Source organism: Bacillus sp. UNC438CL73TsuS30, assembly GCF_000482325.1.
GTDB lineage: Bacteria > Bacillota > Bacilli > Bacillales > Cytobacillaceae > Neobacillus.
Genome location: NZ_AXVA01000011.1, coordinates 169,085 through 186,826, shown reverse-complemented (window position 1 = coordinate 186,826; position 17,742 = coordinate 169,085). Strand labels below are relative to the sequence as shown.

The following is a 17,742-nucleotide window of genomic DNA, read 5'->3' as shown; positions in this document are numbered from 1 at the left end:
AGGGATTGGTTTGGATTCGCAAGTTGTTGTTATGCCCAACCCCAGATTCAAGGGAGTTATTTTAGTACTCATTGGTGCTTCCTTTTGGGGGATTTCGGGTACGGTTGCACAGTTCTTGTTTCAAAAACAAGGATTCAGTGTCAGCTGGCTCGTCGTGATCCGGCTGCTTTTTGCTGGATTGGGGTTATTATTATTTTCCCGTTTTGGTGGAAAACAAAATATATGGACCATATGGAAAAATAAATCAGCTGTATTGCAATTAGTTGTGTTTGGAATCATTGGAATGCTCGGTGTTCAGTATACCTATTTTGCAGCTGTAAAAGAAGGAAATGCCGCTACCGCTACCATTATCCAATATTTGGCGCCGGTTATGATTACCTGTTATCTTTGTTTCCGTTCACGGGTATTACCTGCTAAACATGAAATTATCGCCATTGGTTTAGCGCTTTTAGGGACCTTTTTTCTCGTTACAAATGGGAATATCCAGGCACTTTCCATTTCCGGACCGGCGTTTTTCTGGGGAATTCTCTCCGCTTTTGCCTTGGCCTTTTATACCCTTTATCCTAGGAAACTATTAAATGCATGGGGTTCTTTGATTACAACGGGCTGGGGGATGCTAATTGGCGGTGTAGTTTTCAGCTTTTTTCAGCCCCCATGGCAATTTCGTGGGTCGTGGTCGTTCTCTGCGTTGATGGCGGTTCTTTTTGTAGTGATCTTTGGTACGTTAGTCGCCTTTTTTTGCTATATGGAAAGCCTAAAATACATAGAAGCTTCAGAAGCAAGCCTCTTAGCATGCGTAGAACCATTATCTGCAGCGTTTTTAGCAGTAGCCTGGCTTCATGTTCCATTCGGTGTTTTTGAATGGATCGGTGCCGCCTGCATACTTACGACCATTTTTATTTTATCAGCGGTAAAACGGACTTAAAACGGTATGTAGACTTAGTGAAAAATTCACAATGGTGCCAGGCACCGTGTGAATTTTTCACAATCTTAAAGAGAAAATAGTAATTCGACTTCTGTTCCTTTTTCTTCTTTGCTTTTTATTTTTATTTCCCCTTTATGCATTTTCATAATATTCTTGGCTATTGCAAGCCCTAGGCCAGTTCCGCCTGTTTCTCGACTTCTTGCTTTATCGACCCGATAAAATCGTTCAAAAATCCGATGAAGATCTTGCTCTGGTATGCCGATGCCGTAATCCTTTACAACAATAGAGGCAAAATGCTGCTGATGATTCATATATAGGTCGATTTGATCTTTACTATACTTGATCGCATTATCGAGAAGGATGATGATCACTTGTTTTAATTTCAGTTCATCCGCTTGGATATAAATATGTTCTTCACTGTGGTGGAGATGAATCTCCCGCTTATAGGCATTTTTTAGCTGTTTTTGAATCTCTTTACATAAACCGACTAAATCCACTTGCTTTAGATCCAAGGTCGTTTCTTTTTCGGAGGTGGCCATATTCAAGAACATTTCGGTCATTTTTTGAATCCGGGTTGCTTCCGAATAGATGGCTTCAATGGCTTCCGTTGATATTTCATTATTCTGCACGCCCCTCCGTCTCAAAAGGCTGGCATAGCTTTTAATGACGGTTAACGGTGTTTTTAATTCGTGAGAAGCATCTGAAATAAACTGGTCCTGTTTTTCCATGTTTTCACTTAGCCGTTCAATCATTCGATTAAAGGTCGAGGCCATCTGCTCCAATTCGTCCCTTGTCCGATTTTGAATCACAATCTTCTTTGGGATACCACTTTGTTCAATGTCCTCCATGGTTTTGATCATATTAGAAATTGGACGCATAATGAAGCCGGATAACCATTTCCCACCAAGCAGGGACAAGATACCAGAAAGGACAGTACACAATCCAAGGACCCATAATAAAATATCTTTTCTCATTTCAAGTCCCATTAAGGCTTCTCCGATATCAAGAGTTGCGGTTTGGTTCAAACTAGTTTTTATCGGAACACGAACATAGATTACTTGTTTTTCTCCCGTTTTTGTTCCAATTAATATCCTGCCGGATTCCTGTTTTTTCGTATATTTTGGTTTAATCTTACTGGTAATTTCCTTATCATTGGTTACTTCTGCAAGTGTTTTTCCATTAGGATTAACGACCCTGATATAGGAATGGATGGTTAAAAAATCTTTTAACATTTCTGTTTGCTCTTCAGGATGAGCAGATTTAAGTTCATCGATAATATCATTCGCCTTTTGTAATAGGGCATCCTCTTCCATATTAACGGTAATTTTTAAAAAAGAAAAAAAGACAACGACATTAATAAGGATTAACACACAAAGCAGCCATGCGGTTGTCGTTAGGTTAATTTTCGTGGTGATTTTCATGTTATTTCTCCTTAACGGTAAAACCTACTCCACGAACAGTATGAATTAATTCGGAGTCAAACCCTTCGTCCACTTTTTTGCGAAGATGGCGAATGAATACGTCAATAACATTGGTTTCTCCTTCATATTCATAGCCCCAAACATTCAAGATAATATTATCTCTCGTGACAACCTTATTTTTATTCGTTACCAAATAGAGCAATAAATCATATTCTTTCGGTGTAACGGTGATGGAGTTCCCATCTCTTGAGACTTCCCGGGTATTTGTATCGATCGATAAATCCCCCACAGTAAGTACAGAAGTATCTTCCGTTGGAGTATGGATCGAGTGGTCTCGGATACAGGCACGAACCCTGGCTAAAAGTTCTTCAATTTCGAATGGTTTGGTTATATAATCATTGGCTCCCTGATCCAATCCCGTTACCTTATCCAATGTCATATTTCGCGCCGTTAAAAGAATAACCGGAGTTTGATTCCCTGCCTTCCTAAGCCTTCTTAGTACCTCGATTCCATTCATTTCAGGGAGCATTACATCCAATAAAATAAGATCGATGGGTTTTTCTGTTGCCATATTTAATCCTGATTTCCCATCATGTTCGACAAACACTTCATAGCTCTCATACTCAAGCTCTATTTTTAACACCTTAGCAATATTGATTTCATCCTCGATGACTAAGATCCGTTTTTTCATGATTTCTTTCTCCTTTTAAATAACTCTACCAATAATTTAACATGATTCCTCCATTACTTTAGATTTTTCATGGATTATTAATATAATTTTTAGGGAGAGTTTAGGTTGCTCTCCTTCAGAAATATCGTACCATTTTTCTTTTTAAAATAAAAAATCTTCGGATCCTGATGGGTCCGAAGGATTAAAAAAGTTTACTATACCAACATTTGATATAATGCTTTATCTTTATTCACTTCCCGATAGAAAAATCCTTTTGCCTTAATCCGTTCCATTAATGGGAAGTAATCGTCTTTATCCTTTAATTCGATACCGACTAGGGCCGGTCCTGTTTCGCGGTTGTTCTTTTTCGTATATTCAAAATGGCTGATATCGTCATTTGGTCCAAGAACATCTAATAAAAATTCTCTCAATGCACCAGGACGCTGCGGGAATTGAACAATAAAGTAATGTTGTAAGCCTTCATAAATTTTGGAACGCTCTTTGATTTCCTGCATTCTTCCAATATCATTGTTCCCGCCGCTAACTATACAAACGACTGTTTTTCCTTTAATTTGTTCCTTGTAGGAATCCAGTGCAGCGATCGATAAGGCACCAGTTGGTTCTACTACGATGGCATTTTCGTTATATAACGAAATGAGTGTTGTACAAACCTTTCCTTCAGGTACTACCACAATATCTTCTACCAGGTCCTTACAAATCTCAAACGTATGAGCCCCAACCGTTTTAACAGCCGCGCCGTCAACGAAAGGGTCAATTTCTTTTAATGAAGTGACTTTGCCTTTTGAAAGCGACTCTTTCATGCCGGGAGCACCCATAGGCTCGACGCCGATTAACTTAGTATCCGGAGAATACTGTTTCATATAGGTTCCAACTCCTGAAACAAGTCCCCCGCCGCCGATGGCTGCAAATAAATAGTCGATCGGTTCCTGTGAGTCATTAAGGAGTTCAACCGCTACCGTTCCTTGTCCCGCAATGACATCAAAATCATCAAAAGGGTGGATAAAGGTTCTTGCTTCTACTTTACTGCATTCCATTGCCTTTTCATAAGCATCGTCAAAGGTATCCCCCACTAAGACAATTTCAACATCTTCCCTGCCCCAGAACTTCACCTGGTTAACTTTTTGCTTTGGCGTTGTGCTTGGCATGAAGATTTTTCCGTTAATTTTTAAAAGATGACAGGAATAGGCTACTCCCTGTGCATGGTTCCCAGCACTTGCACAGATAATCCCATTATGTAGATCTTCGCCGCTTAGTTTTTTAATCCGATTATATGCCCCGCGAATTTTAAAGGAACGAACACTTTGCAGGTCCTCGCGTTTAAGGTAGACATTACACTCATATCGTTCAGATAGAATGGCATTGTATTGCAGGGGAGTAGGCGAAATTTCGTCCTTAATATTGTGACTGGCAAGGATAACATCCTCTGCAGTTAATGTTTGTTCTGTTTTCTCTGTTTTCTCTCTTTGCTCAACTTGTTGTTTCATTCATGGTCCCTCCTAAATAATTGCACTTTCCAATTTTCAAATTTCAATTTTTAAACAACAAAAAACCCGCCCCATGTATAGGGACGAGTTAGCTCGCGTTACCACCCTACTTCCACAGCGAAAATTCCTCACTAATGCTGTGGCTCTCAAATCAACGTACCGTATCATGATACGTGTTCCAATTTAACGGTGGACCTTCCGGCCTAGCTTACTAACTTTTCAGCTACGCATCTCGGAGATGATTTTCAGAAATTTCCTGTTATCGACTCCCACCCAATGTCGACTCTCTGTTAAACAAGGAACAAATCCTACTCTTCTCGTCATCAATTCATCTTAAATTTGTTATAAGGTTACCACCGTAAATCGCCTTCGTCAATATATTTTGACTATTTTTATTATTTTGTCAAAATTAAAACGCTTACATTGGAAAATCAAGGATTTTTCCCTTGCATCCATCCTTTTTTCGGTTCATCCAAGGGAGAAGTTTTGCTGGGGATGAAGGAGTTGATACCCTCGTACCATTCATTGGCCGAGGGTTTTCGTTGTTTGTGATTTAAATGATATTTTTGGAATTTCCTTTTGTACTTCCATTACGTGCTCCTCTTCAAATAAACGTAAAAATACTTCCACAATTTCTGGATCAAATTGTGCCCCTTTATTTTGTTCAATTTCAGCTAGCGTTTTATGTACATCTAGCTCCGTCCGATAAATCCGCTTCGAGGTCATCGCATCAAATGTGTCCGCCACAGCTAAAATGCGGGCAATTAACGGAATCTCCTCGCCTTTAAGCCCGTGAGGATATCCTTTGCCGTCATATCGCTCATGATGATATAAAACGCCGTCTAATATTCCTGTTTCATGAAAGCTTGAAACATGCTTAATAATTTCATTCCCAATTAACGGATGCTCTTTAATAATCGAATATTCCTCCCCCGTGAGCTTACCCGGCTTCTTTAAAATATGCTCTGGAACCCCTATTTTTCCGATATCATGTAATAATCCTGCTTTTTGTGTCATGTCACAAAATTCTGCTGATAACTTCATTTTCTTAGCGATTTTCAAAGCATATTTGGCAACATTTTCAGAATGCTGTGAGGTATAAGTATCCCTGGAGTCAAGTGCTTTGGAAAGAACCTTAATCATTTCAATATTATCTCTTTTAATTCTCTGGTTATGTTTCATCAGTCCAACTGAAATGACCATAATTAATAGATAAGTGCCTAGTTGAACGAAAAAAGTGCCAGCATCAGGCAAATTAGGTGCCAAAGAATACCTGCAGGTGACAATGAGGGTGGTACATAACACTAGAAACAAGGGAGATTGATTATAAAAGCCTATTCCTAAGAAAACGGTGGCAAGAACATAAAATATATAGATTCGTTCATCCATTAAAATAGTTAAGTTTAAAAAAGTACTTAATAGTAAGAGGCAAATGAATCCATAACGAAAGTAATTGGGTTTGTTTAACCATGATTGAATTCTTTTTTCCATTACATTTAAAACTCCCTTTTTAGATTCGAAAATGAGGTAACCCGTATATATAACTATCCATCGCCTTCAAACGATTAGGATACGGGAACAAATCCATTGCATTTTTTTTGTATTTTCGATTTATACATTTGTTGGTCTGCCAGCATTACAGCTTCTTCAATTCGTTTTGCTTGGTCAGGATAAATGGAATAACCAATGGAAACTGCGATATGACAGGTATTTCTTTCTGAGTTTAGTAGACAAGTTTCAATTTTACCTTTTATTTTTTCGGCCTCCATCTGATTGGTGTTTGGAGCGATAATTAAAAATTCATCCCCGCCCCATCTGATTATGACTTCCGATTTAGTTAAGGTTTTTGAGAGAAGCTCGGTTAACATAATTAGAACTGCATCACCGGTATCATGACCTAGTGAGTCATTAATCTCTTTAAAATTATTTACATCTAAAAGAAACACTGCCATCGATTTATTCAGCCGCTCCATTTTCGACTTCAATTTAGGAAAAATTTTTTCAGCATAACGGCGATTATATATTTTTGTTAAAAAATCCTTTTCTGAATGAAATTTCACTAAATCATATTGCTTTCCAGAATACCATGCGATTAGAGAAAAAACTGGAATGAGGACAAGGTCCAAGCTTGTGGAAGGATTGCCATGAATGAAAAGACCAATCACATAAGTAATGATTGTAAAAGCTAAAATACTTAATCTTCCCGTACATCTCATCTACTCACCTGTTTCTACTATTGTGATAGTTTTATTCTACCATTTAGTAAAAATAGAAGGATATTACCGTGAATTTTTAACAATTTTGTCGAATATTTATTAAATATTTTTGACATTTTCTAGTTTGACTTGGCAAAATTAATTTGAAAATAGTTCTCATTTTTTTCCTCTACTATAGGGTGGTATAATAATAACTGAAGAGAGTTATAATTCAGATTTTTAAAAGGAGAGAGAGAAAGAATGAAGATACCCTACAATGGTGTTACCCCTTCGATCGACGAAACGGTGTTTGTGGCACCTGGCGCTTATTTAATCGGGGATATAAAAATTGGGAAGGAGTCTACCATTTGGTTTAATGCGGTATTACGCGGGGACGAAGGCCCGATATCCATTGGAAATCAAACAAGTATCCAAGATAATACTACCATCCATTTATACGAAGGTTGCCCAGTAGAAATTGGGGATGGAGTAACAGTTGGTCATAATGTGATTCTACACGGCTGTAAGATTGGCAATCGCAGTATCATCGGGATGGGCTCCACCCTCCTCGATCACGTCGAAATCGGCGATGAATGCATCATAGGAGCTAACACCCTACTCACAAGCGGAACCAAAATACCGCCACGCTCCCTCGTCGTCGGATCACCCGGAAAAGTAGTCCGAGAGCTTACAGAAAAAGACCTGCAACTCATCCAAATGTCCATCGAAGTCTACGTCCAAAAAGGACGAGAATACAAACAAATTCTCGAGAAGTGATAGTTTTTTCGACAAAATTCGGGTGGTGCCTGGCACCACCCGAATTTTGTCGAATCACTTTTCCAATGTTTTAATATCGTTAATAATTTCATTGTATGGCGGGTTTGAGGCGCCTTCGTATTTTTGGAGGACGACTCCGTCTTTGTTGACGAGGTAGAAGGATGTACTGTGTACAAATTGGTTGGAGTCTTCCAGTTTGGCCGCTGCGGCCATAAAGGATTTGTTGGCGAAGCTTTCGATGAATGGCTGCTTATACCCGGTTAGGAGATTCCAGTTCGAAAAATCCGCTTCCACCCCTTTGGCATATTCCTTTAACCTTTTCGGTTGGTCGTGGTCTGGGTCAATGCTAAAGGATACAAGCTTTGCATCCACACCAGCATCTGCAAGTTTCCTTTGCAATGTCGCCATGTTGGCAGTCATCGGAGAACAAACCGTATCACAATTGGTAAACAGAAAATCAGCCACCCACACCTCTCCCTTTACGTTTTTAAAAGTGAAGGGTTCACCGTCCTGATTTACCGCCTCAAATTTTTGTACTTCCATATGAAGTGGAAAAGAATCCTCTACATTTTTCTCCTCAGGCTTAGAACAGGCTGCTAACAGCAATAAACAAACTACTAGAAATAAACAGCGTTTCATGGTAAAAACACCTCTTTTTTTACTATGTTAAAGGTCAATGTTGATTGTAGCGGAAGGTGCGAGACTCCTGCGGGAGCAGTGGGACAGGTGAGACCCCACAGGCGCAATGCGCCGAGGAGGCTCACCGCCCACCCCGCGGAAAGCGAAGCGCCTGGAGCGGAAATCAACAACCTAATGTAAAGAGCTTCTTTAAGAAAAAGGTGCCGAGTCATGACTCAGCACCGTACATTTTAATTAATAAATTGTGTATCAATTAACGAAGCAAAATCAGGCTTTTCTTTTAAAAACTTTAACTCCACAGATGAATTAGCAAACTGTTGAATCACATCTTTATTAACATCACTTGTAAAGTGAATATGTGTCCAAGCTTGATCCATTACATCTTTGTCGAGACCTTGTTTTGTAATATCTTTAATCGCCTTAACCGTGATATTCTTCGCTTCTTCAGGATTTTTACCGATAAAAGCAATCGCTTCTTCCTGTGCTTTAACAATTTTTCCAACGACATCTTTATCAGCTTTAATTTCCTTACCACTTGTTACAAGAATCGTATTTGGTAATGTAGTACCGTAAGATATTTTTTTGCTGTCGACGATTATTTTCGCCCCTGATTTCTTCACTAATTGTGAAGCCCATGGTTCTGGAACAGCAGCCAAATCGACTTTACCTGATTCGAACATACTTGCATATTGTGCCGGGTTACCCGTAACGTGCTTTAAAGTTCCTCCTATACGGGCTGACTTAACTCCATAATCCTGTAAGAATGTTTCCATTTGTACATCATGTGTACATCCAACTCCTGGAGTAATGAATGTTTTCCCACTAAAATCTTTAACAGAGTTGATCCCGCTTTGTTTGCTGGCAACAATTGCGGTACCCCCAGAAGAACCTCCGGCAATGATTTTTACATCGGCACCATTTGTAAAGTTATTCATGACTGGAGCAGGTCCTACTAAACCGGCATCAATATCACCTGTTTTAAGTGCAGTCATGAAAGCACCGCCATCTGGGAAGGTTTTGTATTCCACTTTGACATCCTTACCAAGTTCTTTTTCATAAAACCCTTTTTCCCTTGCCACCATTGCTGGTGCATGGTCAATGTTCGGAAAATAACCGATAACGACCTTTTTCTCTCCTCCGTCAGTGCTTGCATTGTTTGATCCACAGCCTGCTAAAACACCTGCCCCAAGCATAAGCGTCAAGCCTAAAATCATTGATTTTTTCTTCATCTCTCTAGTTCCCCCTCTAATCTTCTCTATCTAATTTGCTGTCTCTAGTCCCCAACGGCGAATTACATTCTTTTCAATACGTTGGAAGAAAACGATATCTACTATGGTTCCAATAATACCAATAATAATCATGATCCCAATCACCATGCTCATGTTGCCAAAATCAGAAGCATACTTCAGGGTATACCCTAATCCAGGTCCAGTACTCAGAATTTCTCCTGCCATTAATGCCCTCCAGGCAAATGCCCAGCCAAGTCTTGCACCTGTTACGGCATAAGGGACGGAAGCCGGGAAGATAACCGATGTAAAAAGATCAAATCCCCCAGAGCCCATCGTTTGAGCGGCTCTTATGTAAAGAGGCGAAACATTTTTGATTCCAATCCTCATATTGATGGTCATCACAAGTGTTGCCCCAAGAATCACGATAAAAATAACGGATGTTTCATTTAAACCAAACCACATAATTGCAATTGGCAGCCAAACGATACTTGGTACACTTTGTAAGGCTAAAATCAACGTACCGAGCGTTTCGTCAGCTGTTTTATTTTTCGCTAAAAGAATGCCTAAGAAGATTCCAAGGATAATCGCTATACTTAAACCGATAGCAAGCCTGCGAAAGCTGGCAAGAATATCGTAGATTAATGTTTTATCTGCAAATCCCTTTGTAAGTGCTTGAAGTACATCTGTCGGTGCTGGCATCACAGCGGCTGAAACACCCGTTATTTTTACCGCAGCCTGCCAGATGACGATTAATAATGCGAAGAAAATGATGCGTTTAATTGTTTGCTGCATAAGCTAATTCCTCTTTCACTACTTTATCAATCTCGCCTTGTAATAATCCAAGAATTTTTTCCTCTAATTTTGCCACCATTTGTGGGTGATTTCCCCTTGGGCGTGGAATTTTCACATGGATATCCTCAAGTACTACCCCAGGTCTCGTTCCCATGACAATGATTCGGTCCGATAGTTTAATAGATTCACTGATGCTATGGGTGACAAAAAGAATCGTTTTTTTTGTTTCTAGCCAAATTTTTTCTAATTCATGGTGGAGACGTGCTCTTGTTTGTTCATCAAGGGCCCCAAACGGTTCATCCATTAACAATACAGCTGGATTCATGGAAAGTGCTCTCGCAATCGCTACCCGCTGCTGCATCCCGCCTGAGAGCTCATGTGGGGAATGCTTGGTATAATTACTTAACTGGACCATTTTAAGAAATTGATGAGCTACTTCGCGTGCCTCTGCTTTTTTCATTTCTTTACGAAGTGGGAACATCACGTTTTCTTCGACTGTCAACCACGGGAACAAGGCGGCTTGTTGGAAGACCATTCCCCGGTCTTTACCTGGTTTCGTAATGGATTTTCCGTTCAGGACGACTTCCCCACTTGTTGGCTTTGTTAATCCGGCAACAATCGATAATAATGTTGATTTTCCGCACCCTGAAGGTCCGAGAATTGAAACAAACTCGCCTTCTTTAATGTCTAGATTAATATTTGTAAGGACATCACTGGCCTTTTTGTGATTAATAAATTGTTTATTCACATTGTTAATTTGTAAAAACATCTCTGTCCCACCGCCCACTTAACCCATAAATCCTATTAGATTTATCGGATTAAAAAATATTACCTTAATTATAAATCCTTTCCCAACGAAGTCAAGAATTTTCGAATAATTTATTCAAAAAAAATAAGTGTCAGGCAATGGTGCCTGACACCCTTCGTGGACTTTTGATTAGTTTTGTCCGTCTGGAGTGGACAGTTGTGGGTTATATGGACCAGAGCGTATTACATGATTCCCGGTAATGTTGATGGAGTTTTTGGACGAGTTCCCCGCTTTTTCCCGGCATTGCATGACCTTCAAACTCTACTATAGGTACAATTTCTTGGATGGAGTTGGTGACAAAGATTTCTTCTGCTGCTGCCACATCCTCTATACTGAATAGTCCTTCCTCCATATGCAAACCCAACGTTTTGACTGCCTTCATCGTAAACTGTCGTGTGATCCCATTTAAAATGCCTGTCGCAAGCGACGGTGTGTACACAGTGTTTCCCTTTTTCCAAAAGATATTTGAAACAATCCCTTCGGCAATATAATCTTCTGCTGTTAAAAAGATGCCTTCTACGTCCGTGGAACGCCCAATCTCCCTTTTAGCCAAAAGATTATTCATATAATGATGTGATTTTAACCGTGTTAAACCCTCGGGTGTATTCCGCTTTAACTGTAAAATAACGGCTCTCTTCTCAGCCATCTCTCCCGCTTTAGGAAGTGGTTTTGCAAATATAAGCACATTCGGTTCTCGGTATGGTTCGACCTGTAATCCAACCTCGCCTATCCCCGCAGAAACATTAAGTCGAATATAGGCATTTTCCAATCCGTTCGCATCCAACAGAACCCTAAGGGAATTATTCACTTCTTCTCGTGTAAACTGTTTCTCAATATTTAGTACTTTAAGTCCCTCGTTAAGACGTGTAATATGATGATCCAATAAAAAAGGATGCCCATCATAAACCCGAAACGTTTCAAAAAGTCCCATTCCATATAAAAAGCCATGATCAAAAGGCGAAATGGCCGCTTCTTCCTTTTTAACGATTTCCCCGTTTACATAAATAAACATGTGATTACCCTCTTACCGTTTCCGTCACTCTTCCATAATGACGGACAAAATTTCGCAATAGATCTTTCCCGGATGTTGTCATAATGGATTCCGGGTGGAACTGAACTCCTTCAATAGGAAGCTCTTTATGGCGAATCGCCATAATCTCTCCTTCCGCAGTCCAGGCAGAAACCTCTAAGCAATCGGGTAAGCTTTCTTTTCGAACGATCAGGGAATGATAACGAGTCGCTGGAAACGGATTAGGCAAATTTTCAAAAATCGTTTTTCCATCATGAAATATCTCCGAGGTCTTTCCATGCATAAGACGTTCTGCTTGTACTACTTCTCCGCCAAAGGCCTGAGCAATCGATTGTTGACCCAGACAGACACCAAAAATCGGAAATTCACCCGCAAAAGCTTGGATTGCTTCTAAACTGATTCCGGCTTCATTCGGACTGCATGGACCGGGAGACACCATCAAGAATTTTGGACGCATCTTGGAGATTTCCTCGATTGTGGTCTCGTCATTTCGTTTAACAACTAAATCTTCGCCTAATTCTCCTAAATATTGCACCAAATTAAAGGTAAAAGAATCGTAATTATCAATCATGAAAATCATCGCTGCTCTCCTTTTCCTTCAGCCATTTCTTTTGCCCGCCAAAGCGCTGCGGCTTTTTTCAGTGACTCTTTATACTCATGCTTCGGATTAGAATCAATCACAATCCCCGCTCCTGCTTGGACATGTCCCATCCCGTTTTTCACCAACATGGTCCGAATCACAATATTTAGTTCCATGTCACCGGAGAAATCAATCCAGCCAAGTGATCCCGTATAAATGCCCCTTTGAACAGGTTCAAGCTCTTCAATAATTTCCATCGTGCGAATCTTAGGTGCTCCAGTAATCGTTCCTCCAGGAAAAACCGCATCAATGACATCAAAGCTATTTTTCCCGTCCGCTAATTGTCCGCGTACATTTGAAACGATATGCATCACATGGGAGTATTTTTCAATGACCATAAATTCATTTACCTCAACCGTTCCATATGCACATACCCGGCCAAGGTCATTTCGTTCCAGATCAACGAGCATCACATGCTCCGCCCGTTCCTTCTCATTTTCAATCAACTCATTGGCCAGTTCCTGGTCTTCCGCCTCGTTTTTCCCTCTAGAGCGAGTTCCTGCAATCGGCCGTGTGCTTACTTCATTGCCGTGCTTTTTTACCAAGAGTTCAGGCGATCCGCTTACTAATTGAAATTCTGGTGTATGGAAATAGCCCATATAGGGGGAAGGGTTCAGTTCCCGCAATTGTTCATAAACCTCAATCGCTTCTACCTCCAAGGGTTTTGATTGCCTGACAGAAAGATTGACTTGAAAAACATCTCCTTGAGCGATGTATTTCTGAACCTTTTCGACAGCATCAATAAACTGCTTCTCATCCATTGAAACTTCTAATGCATCCGACAGCGTCGAAACAGATTCTGAGGTCTCATCAGCAGTTATATTTTCAAACCAGCGGCTCTCCCAAAGTGCAGCCTTTTCTTCGACAGATTCACCTTTTTCATGCAAAAATAATAACCATAATTCATTGGTGTGATGATCGAATATAAACCATTCTTTAAAAATTATAAAGTAGATTTCCGGCAATTCTAAGTCATCTTTTGCAAGTGAAGGTAATTTTTCAATATAACGACCATAGTCATAGCTGATGTATCCAACGGCACCGCCTTGGAAATCAGGCAGCCCTTCTATTTTATCTACATGATATTGCCCCATCCATTCCTTTAATAAATGCAGGGGGTTTCCGTTTAATTGTTCTTGATGGTCTCCATCTTGAATGGTGAGTTGATGGTTTTTTCCCGTAATGATCTTCTCGGGATTAAATGCAGCGATGCTATACCGGCCGCCCCGGCCGCTTTCTAGAAGTACATGATGACTGTAACCTGCTGCGATTTCACGATAGTGTGAAAAAAATGCTTCTTTCAAAAAAGGAAGTTTTTTGCTGTGTAAATGAAGCTGAACCAAAGATTGTCACTCCTATACGATTAGTCTTTTACATCATACATGATGAAAGAGTTATTTTCATAGGATTAATTTTTTTATGCCAAACAAAAAGACTGAGCCGGGAAGCACAGTCTAGTAGTATTACATAACTTATTTTTAATCCAAATCCTTTAATTCTCGATACTTACCTTTAAAGTAAAGGAGCGGCTCCCCCTCCTTCACCTGTAAATCCTGTACCTCCCCAATAAACAAAACATGATCTCCTGCCTCAACTTGATTAAAAACCGTACAAGCAACATTCGCCAAGGCACCCTTTATAACTGGTAATTCACTAAATCGCTCAAAAATATAAGGATCTTCATCCTTTTTTTGGCCGGCAAATCTCATCGATTCCGCTTGTTGTTCACTGGCTAAAAAGCTTACAGCAAACCTTTTCGACTCTTGAAGAAAGCCCAACATTTTAGCTCTTTTATCAATCGAAACAAGAATTAATTTTGGGTTCAAAGATACTGAGACAAACGCATTTGCAGTCATTCCATGTGATGTACCTTTCACCTCTGTTGTAATTACGGTAATCCCAGTAGCAAAGCTCCCCATGACATTTCGAAAAAAACGATCATCCATACGAAACACACTCCTAAAAAAGCTGTAGTATTAATCGTATGGTTCAGTTTTGATTGTAATGATTAAATCAACGATAATTCGAAGGTAAAAGCGGAAAGCAAGAATGACCATACAAAATACGCCAGGCAAAACGCCTGGCGTATCTACTAATCTCTCTCCAACAATGCCTTTCCGGCAATCCCTGGATGCGTCATTTCATATGGATCAAGAATTAAATCTAGTTCTTCCTCAGTCAATACATCATATTTTAAACAAAGATCACGTACAGAAGCGCCTGTTAAAATGGCTTCCCTGGCAATCCGTGCAGCTACTTCATAGCCAAGATGCGGATTAACCGCAGTAATAACACCTACACTCTTTTCCACATACTCTTTTAATCTATCTTCATTTGCTGTAATTCCCTTTAAACAATGCTCCGTGAATACACCGAAGGCATTATTCATAATACTAATCGACTGAAGCAGATTAAATACAAGAACAGGTTCCATAACGTTCAATTCTAATTGCCCAGCTTCAGATGCCAAGCAAATCGTATGATCATTCCCGATTACTTGGAAGGCAACCTGATTAATGAGCTCAGCCATGACTGGGTTTACTTTTCCCGGCATAATGGATGATCCTGGTTGACGGGCTGGCAAGCTAATCTCTCCTAAACCTGCACGCGGACCAGAAGCCATTAAACGCAGGTCATTGGCGATTTTCGACATATTCATCATACAAACCTTCAAAGCCGCTGATACCTCTGTATAAGCATCTGTGTTTTGAGTTGCATCCACCAAATGTTCTGCACCAACAAGCGGTAATTCGCTGATGTCAGCAAGATGTTTTACAACAAACTCAATATAACGAGGATCCGCATTGAGACCGGTTCCAACTGCAGTCGCACCCATGTTTAACTCATATAAATGCTGACGGGATTGCTTAATTCGCTTAATATCGCGTTCTAGTACTCGTCCATATGCTTCAAATTCCTGGCCAAGGCGGATCGGTACTGCATCTTGAAGATGGGTCCGCCCCATTTTGATTACATGGGCAAATTCTTGCGATTTTTGCATGAACACTCCATGCATAGTTTCCATTGTACCCAATAATTTTTCAAGAAGATTCAATACCGAAATATGAATTGCGGTAGGGAAGGAATCATTGGTTGACTGCGACATATTGACATGGGTATTAGGACTGCAGTGATAATAATCTCCCTTTTCATGTCCAAGTATTTCAATTGCACGGTTGGCAATAACCTCATTCACGTTCATGTTGATGGAAGTACCGGCACCGCCCTGAATTGGATCGACAATAATTTGATCATGCCATTTCCCATCAATCATTTCATCAGCAGCCTTCACAATAGCCTCGCCAATTCCTGTATATAAGCGGTGAACATCCATGTTCGCCATCGCGGCAGCTTTTTTCACAATCGCCATTGCTTTTATTAGCTCTCCATGAATGCGATAGCCCGTAATAGGGAAGTTTTCCACTGCTCTTAATGTTTGTACGCCATAATAGGCTTCAACAGGTACTTCCTTTTCCCCTAAAAAATCTTTCTCCACTCGCATGTTTACTTCATTGGTCAACATCCATATCGCCTCTTTGTTTTTAGTAAAAATCTATTACTCTTCTTTTTCGCCCTTAATCGATAAATCTTCTGCCAAAGGAGTTTCAAAAATAGTCTTGATCTCTTTAATAGAAGATTTCTGACCTAGAGCCCACATGAGCTTCGGCACAATGGCCTCGGTATTCATATCTCCCGATAAAATCACATCATGCTGGGCTACTTTACGACCTACTTCATATAAAAGTAAATCTTCACCTTCTTCAAGGCATTGAGTCGTAAGAACAACCGCTATGCCCGCTTCTGTTAATTCTTTAATTTTTACAAGAAGGTTGCGCCCTTCGAATGGCAGTCCGCCATTCCCAAAACTCTCAATAATTATACCCTTGTATAAACCTTTTAGGCAATCAAACACTTCAGGTTTTGTCCCAGGGTATAATTTCATTAAAAAAACATCAGTATTTATATTAGTATTCAATGCAAGTCCTGCGCCGGTTGGTACAGGTTTCCACTGATATTTTACTTCTTTTTCATTCACATAGGCAACATAGGGAGAATTTACACTTTCAAATGCATCATAACTTTTCGTGCGCATTTTTACAGCTCTCGTTCCGATGATTACCCGGCCATCAAAAACGATAAATACTCCGCCAACGTCCTCTGTAGCAAATCTTAGTGCATCCGCCACATTCTTTTTGGCATCTGTCTTTTTAAAGCTAATCGGGACCTGAGACCCGGTTAATACAACAGGCTTGCGAAGTCCTTGCAGCATATAGGAAAGGGCCGCGGAAGTATAGGCGAGCGTGTCCGTTCCATGCGTAATGACAAATCCGTCGTAATTTTCATAGTGTCGGTGGATCGCTTGAGCCATTTCAACCCAATGCTCCGGCTGCATATTGGTACTATCTATGTTCATTAGGATCTTGCATTCAATGTTAATGTTACCGGCTGATTTTGGGAAAAAGTGCAATAATTCATCGGCAGATAATCCGGGAACAAGTCCTTCGTTCCCTTCCACTGAGGCAATTGTACCGCCAGTTGCTAATATTAAAATTTTCTTCAAAAAATATCACCCCGATTAGCAGGACAATTTTCACATCATCCGCGTTATGCGTATTTATACTTTAAATTATAGGATTAATTTTATAGAAATCAAGTATTATTATTCAATTCGCGTACTTTTTTCTATTCTAATCTTCTAACCTATGATATAATTTTTTCAAAATCTTTAGAGTGGAGTTTGAGACGAATGTTGGAGCGATTATCGGAATTACGAAAAGAACGAAAATGGTCCTTACAAGAAACCGCCGACCAGCTGGGGATTGCCAAAAGCACCTATGCCGGCTATGAGTCGGGTTATCGTTTGCCATCATTACAATCCTTATCACAAATTGCCGATTTATTTCAAACATCAGTAGATTATATATTAGGGAGAACAGAGGATTCATTGGCGGAACATTCAATGATTGAAATTACTGAATTACTAGATTCCAACGAAAAAGTTTTGTCCCTGGATGGTGTTCTGCTTTCAAAAGAGGAACTAGATGATTTCGTAGCTTTTGTGCGTGTAAAACGAGGATTAAAATCGTGAAGTTAAGACCCACCCATATTGA

The 17,742-nt window shown here is 40.0% G+C and carries 18 protein-coding genes and 1 other annotated feature; of the genes, 3 read left to right on the top strand and 15 right to left on the bottom strand.

Features of this window, described 5'->3' with window-relative positions:
• The first annotated feature begins 10 nt into the window (after positions 1–10).
• Positions 11–925 (top strand): EamA family transporter, encoded by a 915-nt coding sequence (locus M028_RS0105445; protein WP_026572999.1) that lies wholly within the window; start codon positions 11–13, stop codon positions 923–925.
• 65 nt (positions 926–990) lie between these two features.
• Here M028_RS0105445 and M028_RS0105440 read toward each other — a convergent pair whose 3' ends face one another.
• The 5 genes from M028_RS0105440 to M028_RS0105420 form a co-directional block, all read right to left on the bottom strand.
• Positions 991–2,346, bottom strand: a complete 1,356-nt coding sequence (locus M028_RS0105440) for a sensor histidine kinase (protein ID WP_026572998.1) — start codon at positions 2,344–2,346, stop codon at positions 991–993.
• Position 2,347: 1 nt separating this feature from the next.
• On the bottom strand, positions 2,348–3,037 hold the full coding sequence (locus tag M028_RS0105435) for a response regulator transcription factor (protein ID WP_035423782.1): 690 nt from the start codon (positions 3,035–3,037) through the stop codon (positions 2,348–2,350).
• Positions 3,038–3,231: 194 nt separating this feature from the next.
• On the bottom strand, positions 3,232–4,521 hold the full coding sequence (gene ilvA / locus M028_RS0105430) for a threonine ammonia-lyase IlvA (protein ID WP_026572996.1): 1,290 nt from the start codon (positions 4,519–4,521) through the stop codon (positions 3,232–3,234).
• Positions 4,522–4,597: 76 nt separating this feature from the next.
• Positions 4,598–4,854: a binding site (T-box leader), on the bottom strand.
• Positions 4,855–5,043: 189 nt separating this feature from the next.
• On the bottom strand, positions 5,044–6,012 hold the full coding sequence (locus tag M028_RS0105425) for an HD-GYP domain-containing protein (RefSeq protein WP_026572995.1): 969 nt from the start codon (positions 6,010–6,012) through the stop codon (positions 5,044–5,046).
• A 74-nt stretch (positions 6,013–6,086) separates the two neighbouring features.
• Complete coding sequence (locus M028_RS0105420; RefSeq protein ID WP_026572994.1) at positions 6,087–6,737, bottom strand: GGDEF domain-containing protein; 651 nt, start codon at positions 6,735–6,737, stop codon at positions 6,087–6,089.
• A 240-nt stretch (positions 6,738–6,977) separates the two neighbouring features.
• On the opposite strand from M028_RS0105420, the gene M028_RS0105415 reads away from it, so the two are divergent.
• Entirely contained in the window at positions 6,978–7,493 is a 516-nt protein-coding gene (locus M028_RS0105415) for a gamma carbonic anhydrase family protein (protein WP_026572993.1), read from the top strand.
• A gap of 54 nt (positions 7,494–7,547) precedes the next feature.
• Here the strand turns inward: M028_RS0105415 and M028_RS0105410 are convergent, their stop codons facing one another.
• The 10 genes from M028_RS0105410 to M028_RS0105365 form a co-directional block, all read right to left on the bottom strand.
• Positions 7,548–8,132 (bottom strand): SCO family protein, encoded by a 585-nt coding sequence (locus tag M028_RS0105410; RefSeq protein WP_026572992.1) that lies wholly within the window; start codon positions 8,130–8,132, stop codon positions 7,548–7,550.
• Between the two features lie 230 nt (positions 8,133–8,362).
• Entirely contained in the window at positions 8,363–9,361 is a 999-nt protein-coding gene (locus tag M028_RS0105405) for an ABC transporter substrate-binding protein (RefSeq protein ID WP_026572991.1), read from the bottom strand.
• 30 nt (positions 9,362–9,391) lie between these two features.
• Positions 9,392–10,153, bottom strand: a complete 762-nt coding sequence (locus M028_RS0105400) for an ABC transporter permease (RefSeq protein ID WP_026572990.1) — start codon at positions 10,151–10,153, stop codon at positions 9,392–9,394.
• Positions 10,137–10,922, bottom strand: a complete 786-nt coding sequence (locus tag M028_RS0105395) for an ABC transporter ATP-binding protein (RefSeq protein ID WP_026572989.1) — start codon at positions 10,920–10,922, stop codon at positions 10,137–10,139. The genes M028_RS0105400 and M028_RS0105395 overlap by 17 nt, the downstream gene beginning before the upstream one ends.
• Before the next feature lie 202 nt (positions 10,923–11,124).
• Positions 11,125–11,973, bottom strand: coding sequence for an aminodeoxychorismate lyase (pabC, locus tag M028_RS0105390; protein WP_026572988.1), 849 nt, complete (start codon positions 11,971–11,973; stop codon positions 11,125–11,127).
• A 4-nt stretch (positions 11,974–11,977) separates the two neighbouring features.
• Entirely contained in the window at positions 11,978–12,571 is a 594-nt protein-coding gene (pabA, locus tag M028_RS0105385; RefSeq protein WP_026572987.1) for an aminodeoxychorismate/anthranilate synthase component II, read from the bottom strand.
• Positions 12,568–13,974, bottom strand: coding sequence for an aminodeoxychorismate synthase, component I (pabB, locus tag M028_RS0105380; RefSeq protein WP_026572986.1), 1,407 nt, complete (start codon positions 13,972–13,974; stop codon positions 12,568–12,570). Before pabB ends, pabA begins: the two co-directional genes overlap by 4 nt.
• Positions 13,975–14,109: 135 nt before the next feature.
• The gene (locus M028_RS0105375; protein ID WP_026572985.1) at positions 14,110–14,577 is read right to left on the bottom strand and encodes a flavin reductase family protein; all 468 of its coding nucleotides are present in this window, start codon (positions 14,575–14,577) and stop codon (positions 14,110–14,112) included.
• Positions 14,578–14,723: 146 nt separating this feature from the next.
• On the bottom strand, positions 14,724–16,154 hold the full coding sequence (aspA, locus tag M028_RS0105370; protein WP_026572984.1) for an aspartate ammonia-lyase: 1,431 nt from the start codon (positions 16,152–16,154) through the stop codon (positions 14,724–14,726).
• Positions 16,155–16,187: 33 nt separating this feature from the next.
• Positions 16,188–17,192, bottom strand: a complete 1,005-nt coding sequence (locus M028_RS0105365) for an asparaginase (RefSeq protein WP_026572983.1) — start codon at positions 17,190–17,192, stop codon at positions 16,188–16,190.
• Between the two features lie 186 nt (positions 17,193–17,378).
• On the opposite strand from M028_RS0105365, the gene M028_RS0105360 reads away from it, so the two are divergent.
• The gene (locus M028_RS0105360) at positions 17,379–17,720 is read left to right on the top strand and encodes a helix-turn-helix domain-containing protein (protein WP_026572982.1); all 342 of its coding nucleotides are present in this window, start codon (positions 17,379–17,381) and stop codon (positions 17,718–17,720) included.
• Positions 17,721–17,742 lie beyond the last annotated feature (22 nt).

Coding starts and splice junctions, on each gene's coding strand:
- M028_RS0105375 (WP_026572985.1), bottom strand. CDS start 14,577: ATGGATGATCGTTTTTTTCGAAATGTCATGGGGAGCTTTGCTACTGGG.
- M028_RS0105400 (WP_026572990.1), bottom strand. CDS start 10,153: ATGCAGCAAACAATTAAACGCATCATTTTCTTCGCATTATTAATCGTC.
- M028_RS0105420 (WP_026572994.1), bottom strand. CDS start 6,737: ATGAGATGTACGGGAAGATTAAGTATTTTAGCTTTTACAATCATTACT.
- M028_RS0105395 (WP_026572989.1), bottom strand. CDS start 10,922: ATGTTTTTACAAATTAACAATGTGAATAAACAATTTATTAATCACAAA.
- pabA (WP_026572987.1), bottom strand. CDS start 12,571: ATGATTTTCATGATTGATAATTACGATTCTTTTACCTTTAATTTGGTG.
- M028_RS0105415 (WP_026572993.1), top strand. CDS start 6,978: ATGAAGATACCCTACAATGGTGTTACCCCTTCGATCGACGAAACGGTG.
- M028_RS0105435 (WP_035423782.1), bottom strand. CDS start 3,037: ATGAAAAAACGGATCTTAGTCATCGAGGATGAAATCAATATTGCTAAG.
- M028_RS0105440 (WP_026572998.1), bottom strand. CDS start 2,346: ATGAAAATCACCACGAAAATTAACCTAACGACAACCGCATGGCTGCTT.
- M028_RS0105405 (WP_026572991.1), bottom strand. CDS start 9,361: ATGAAGAAAAAATCAATGATTTTAGGCTTGACGCTTATGCTTGGGGCA.
- ilvA (WP_026572996.1), bottom strand. CDS start 4,521: ATGAAACAACAAGTTGAGCAAAGAGAGAAAACAGAGAAAACAGAACAA.
- aspA (WP_026572984.1), bottom strand. CDS start 16,154: ATGTTGACCAATGAAGTAAACATGCGAGTGGAGAAAGATTTTTTAGGG.
- pabC (WP_026572988.1), bottom strand. CDS start 11,973: ATGTTTATTTATGTAAACGGGGAAATCGTTAAAAAGGAAGAAGCGGCC.
- M028_RS0105425 (WP_026572995.1), bottom strand. CDS start 6,012: ATGGAAAAAAGAATTCAATCATGGTTAAACAAACCCAATTACTTTCGT.
- M028_RS0105410 (WP_026572992.1), bottom strand. CDS start 8,132: ATGAAACGCTGTTTATTTCTAGTAGTTTGTTTATTGCTGTTAGCAGCC.
- M028_RS0105360 (WP_026572982.1), top strand. CDS start 17,379: ATGTTGGAGCGATTATCGGAATTACGAAAAGAACGAAAATGGTCCTTA.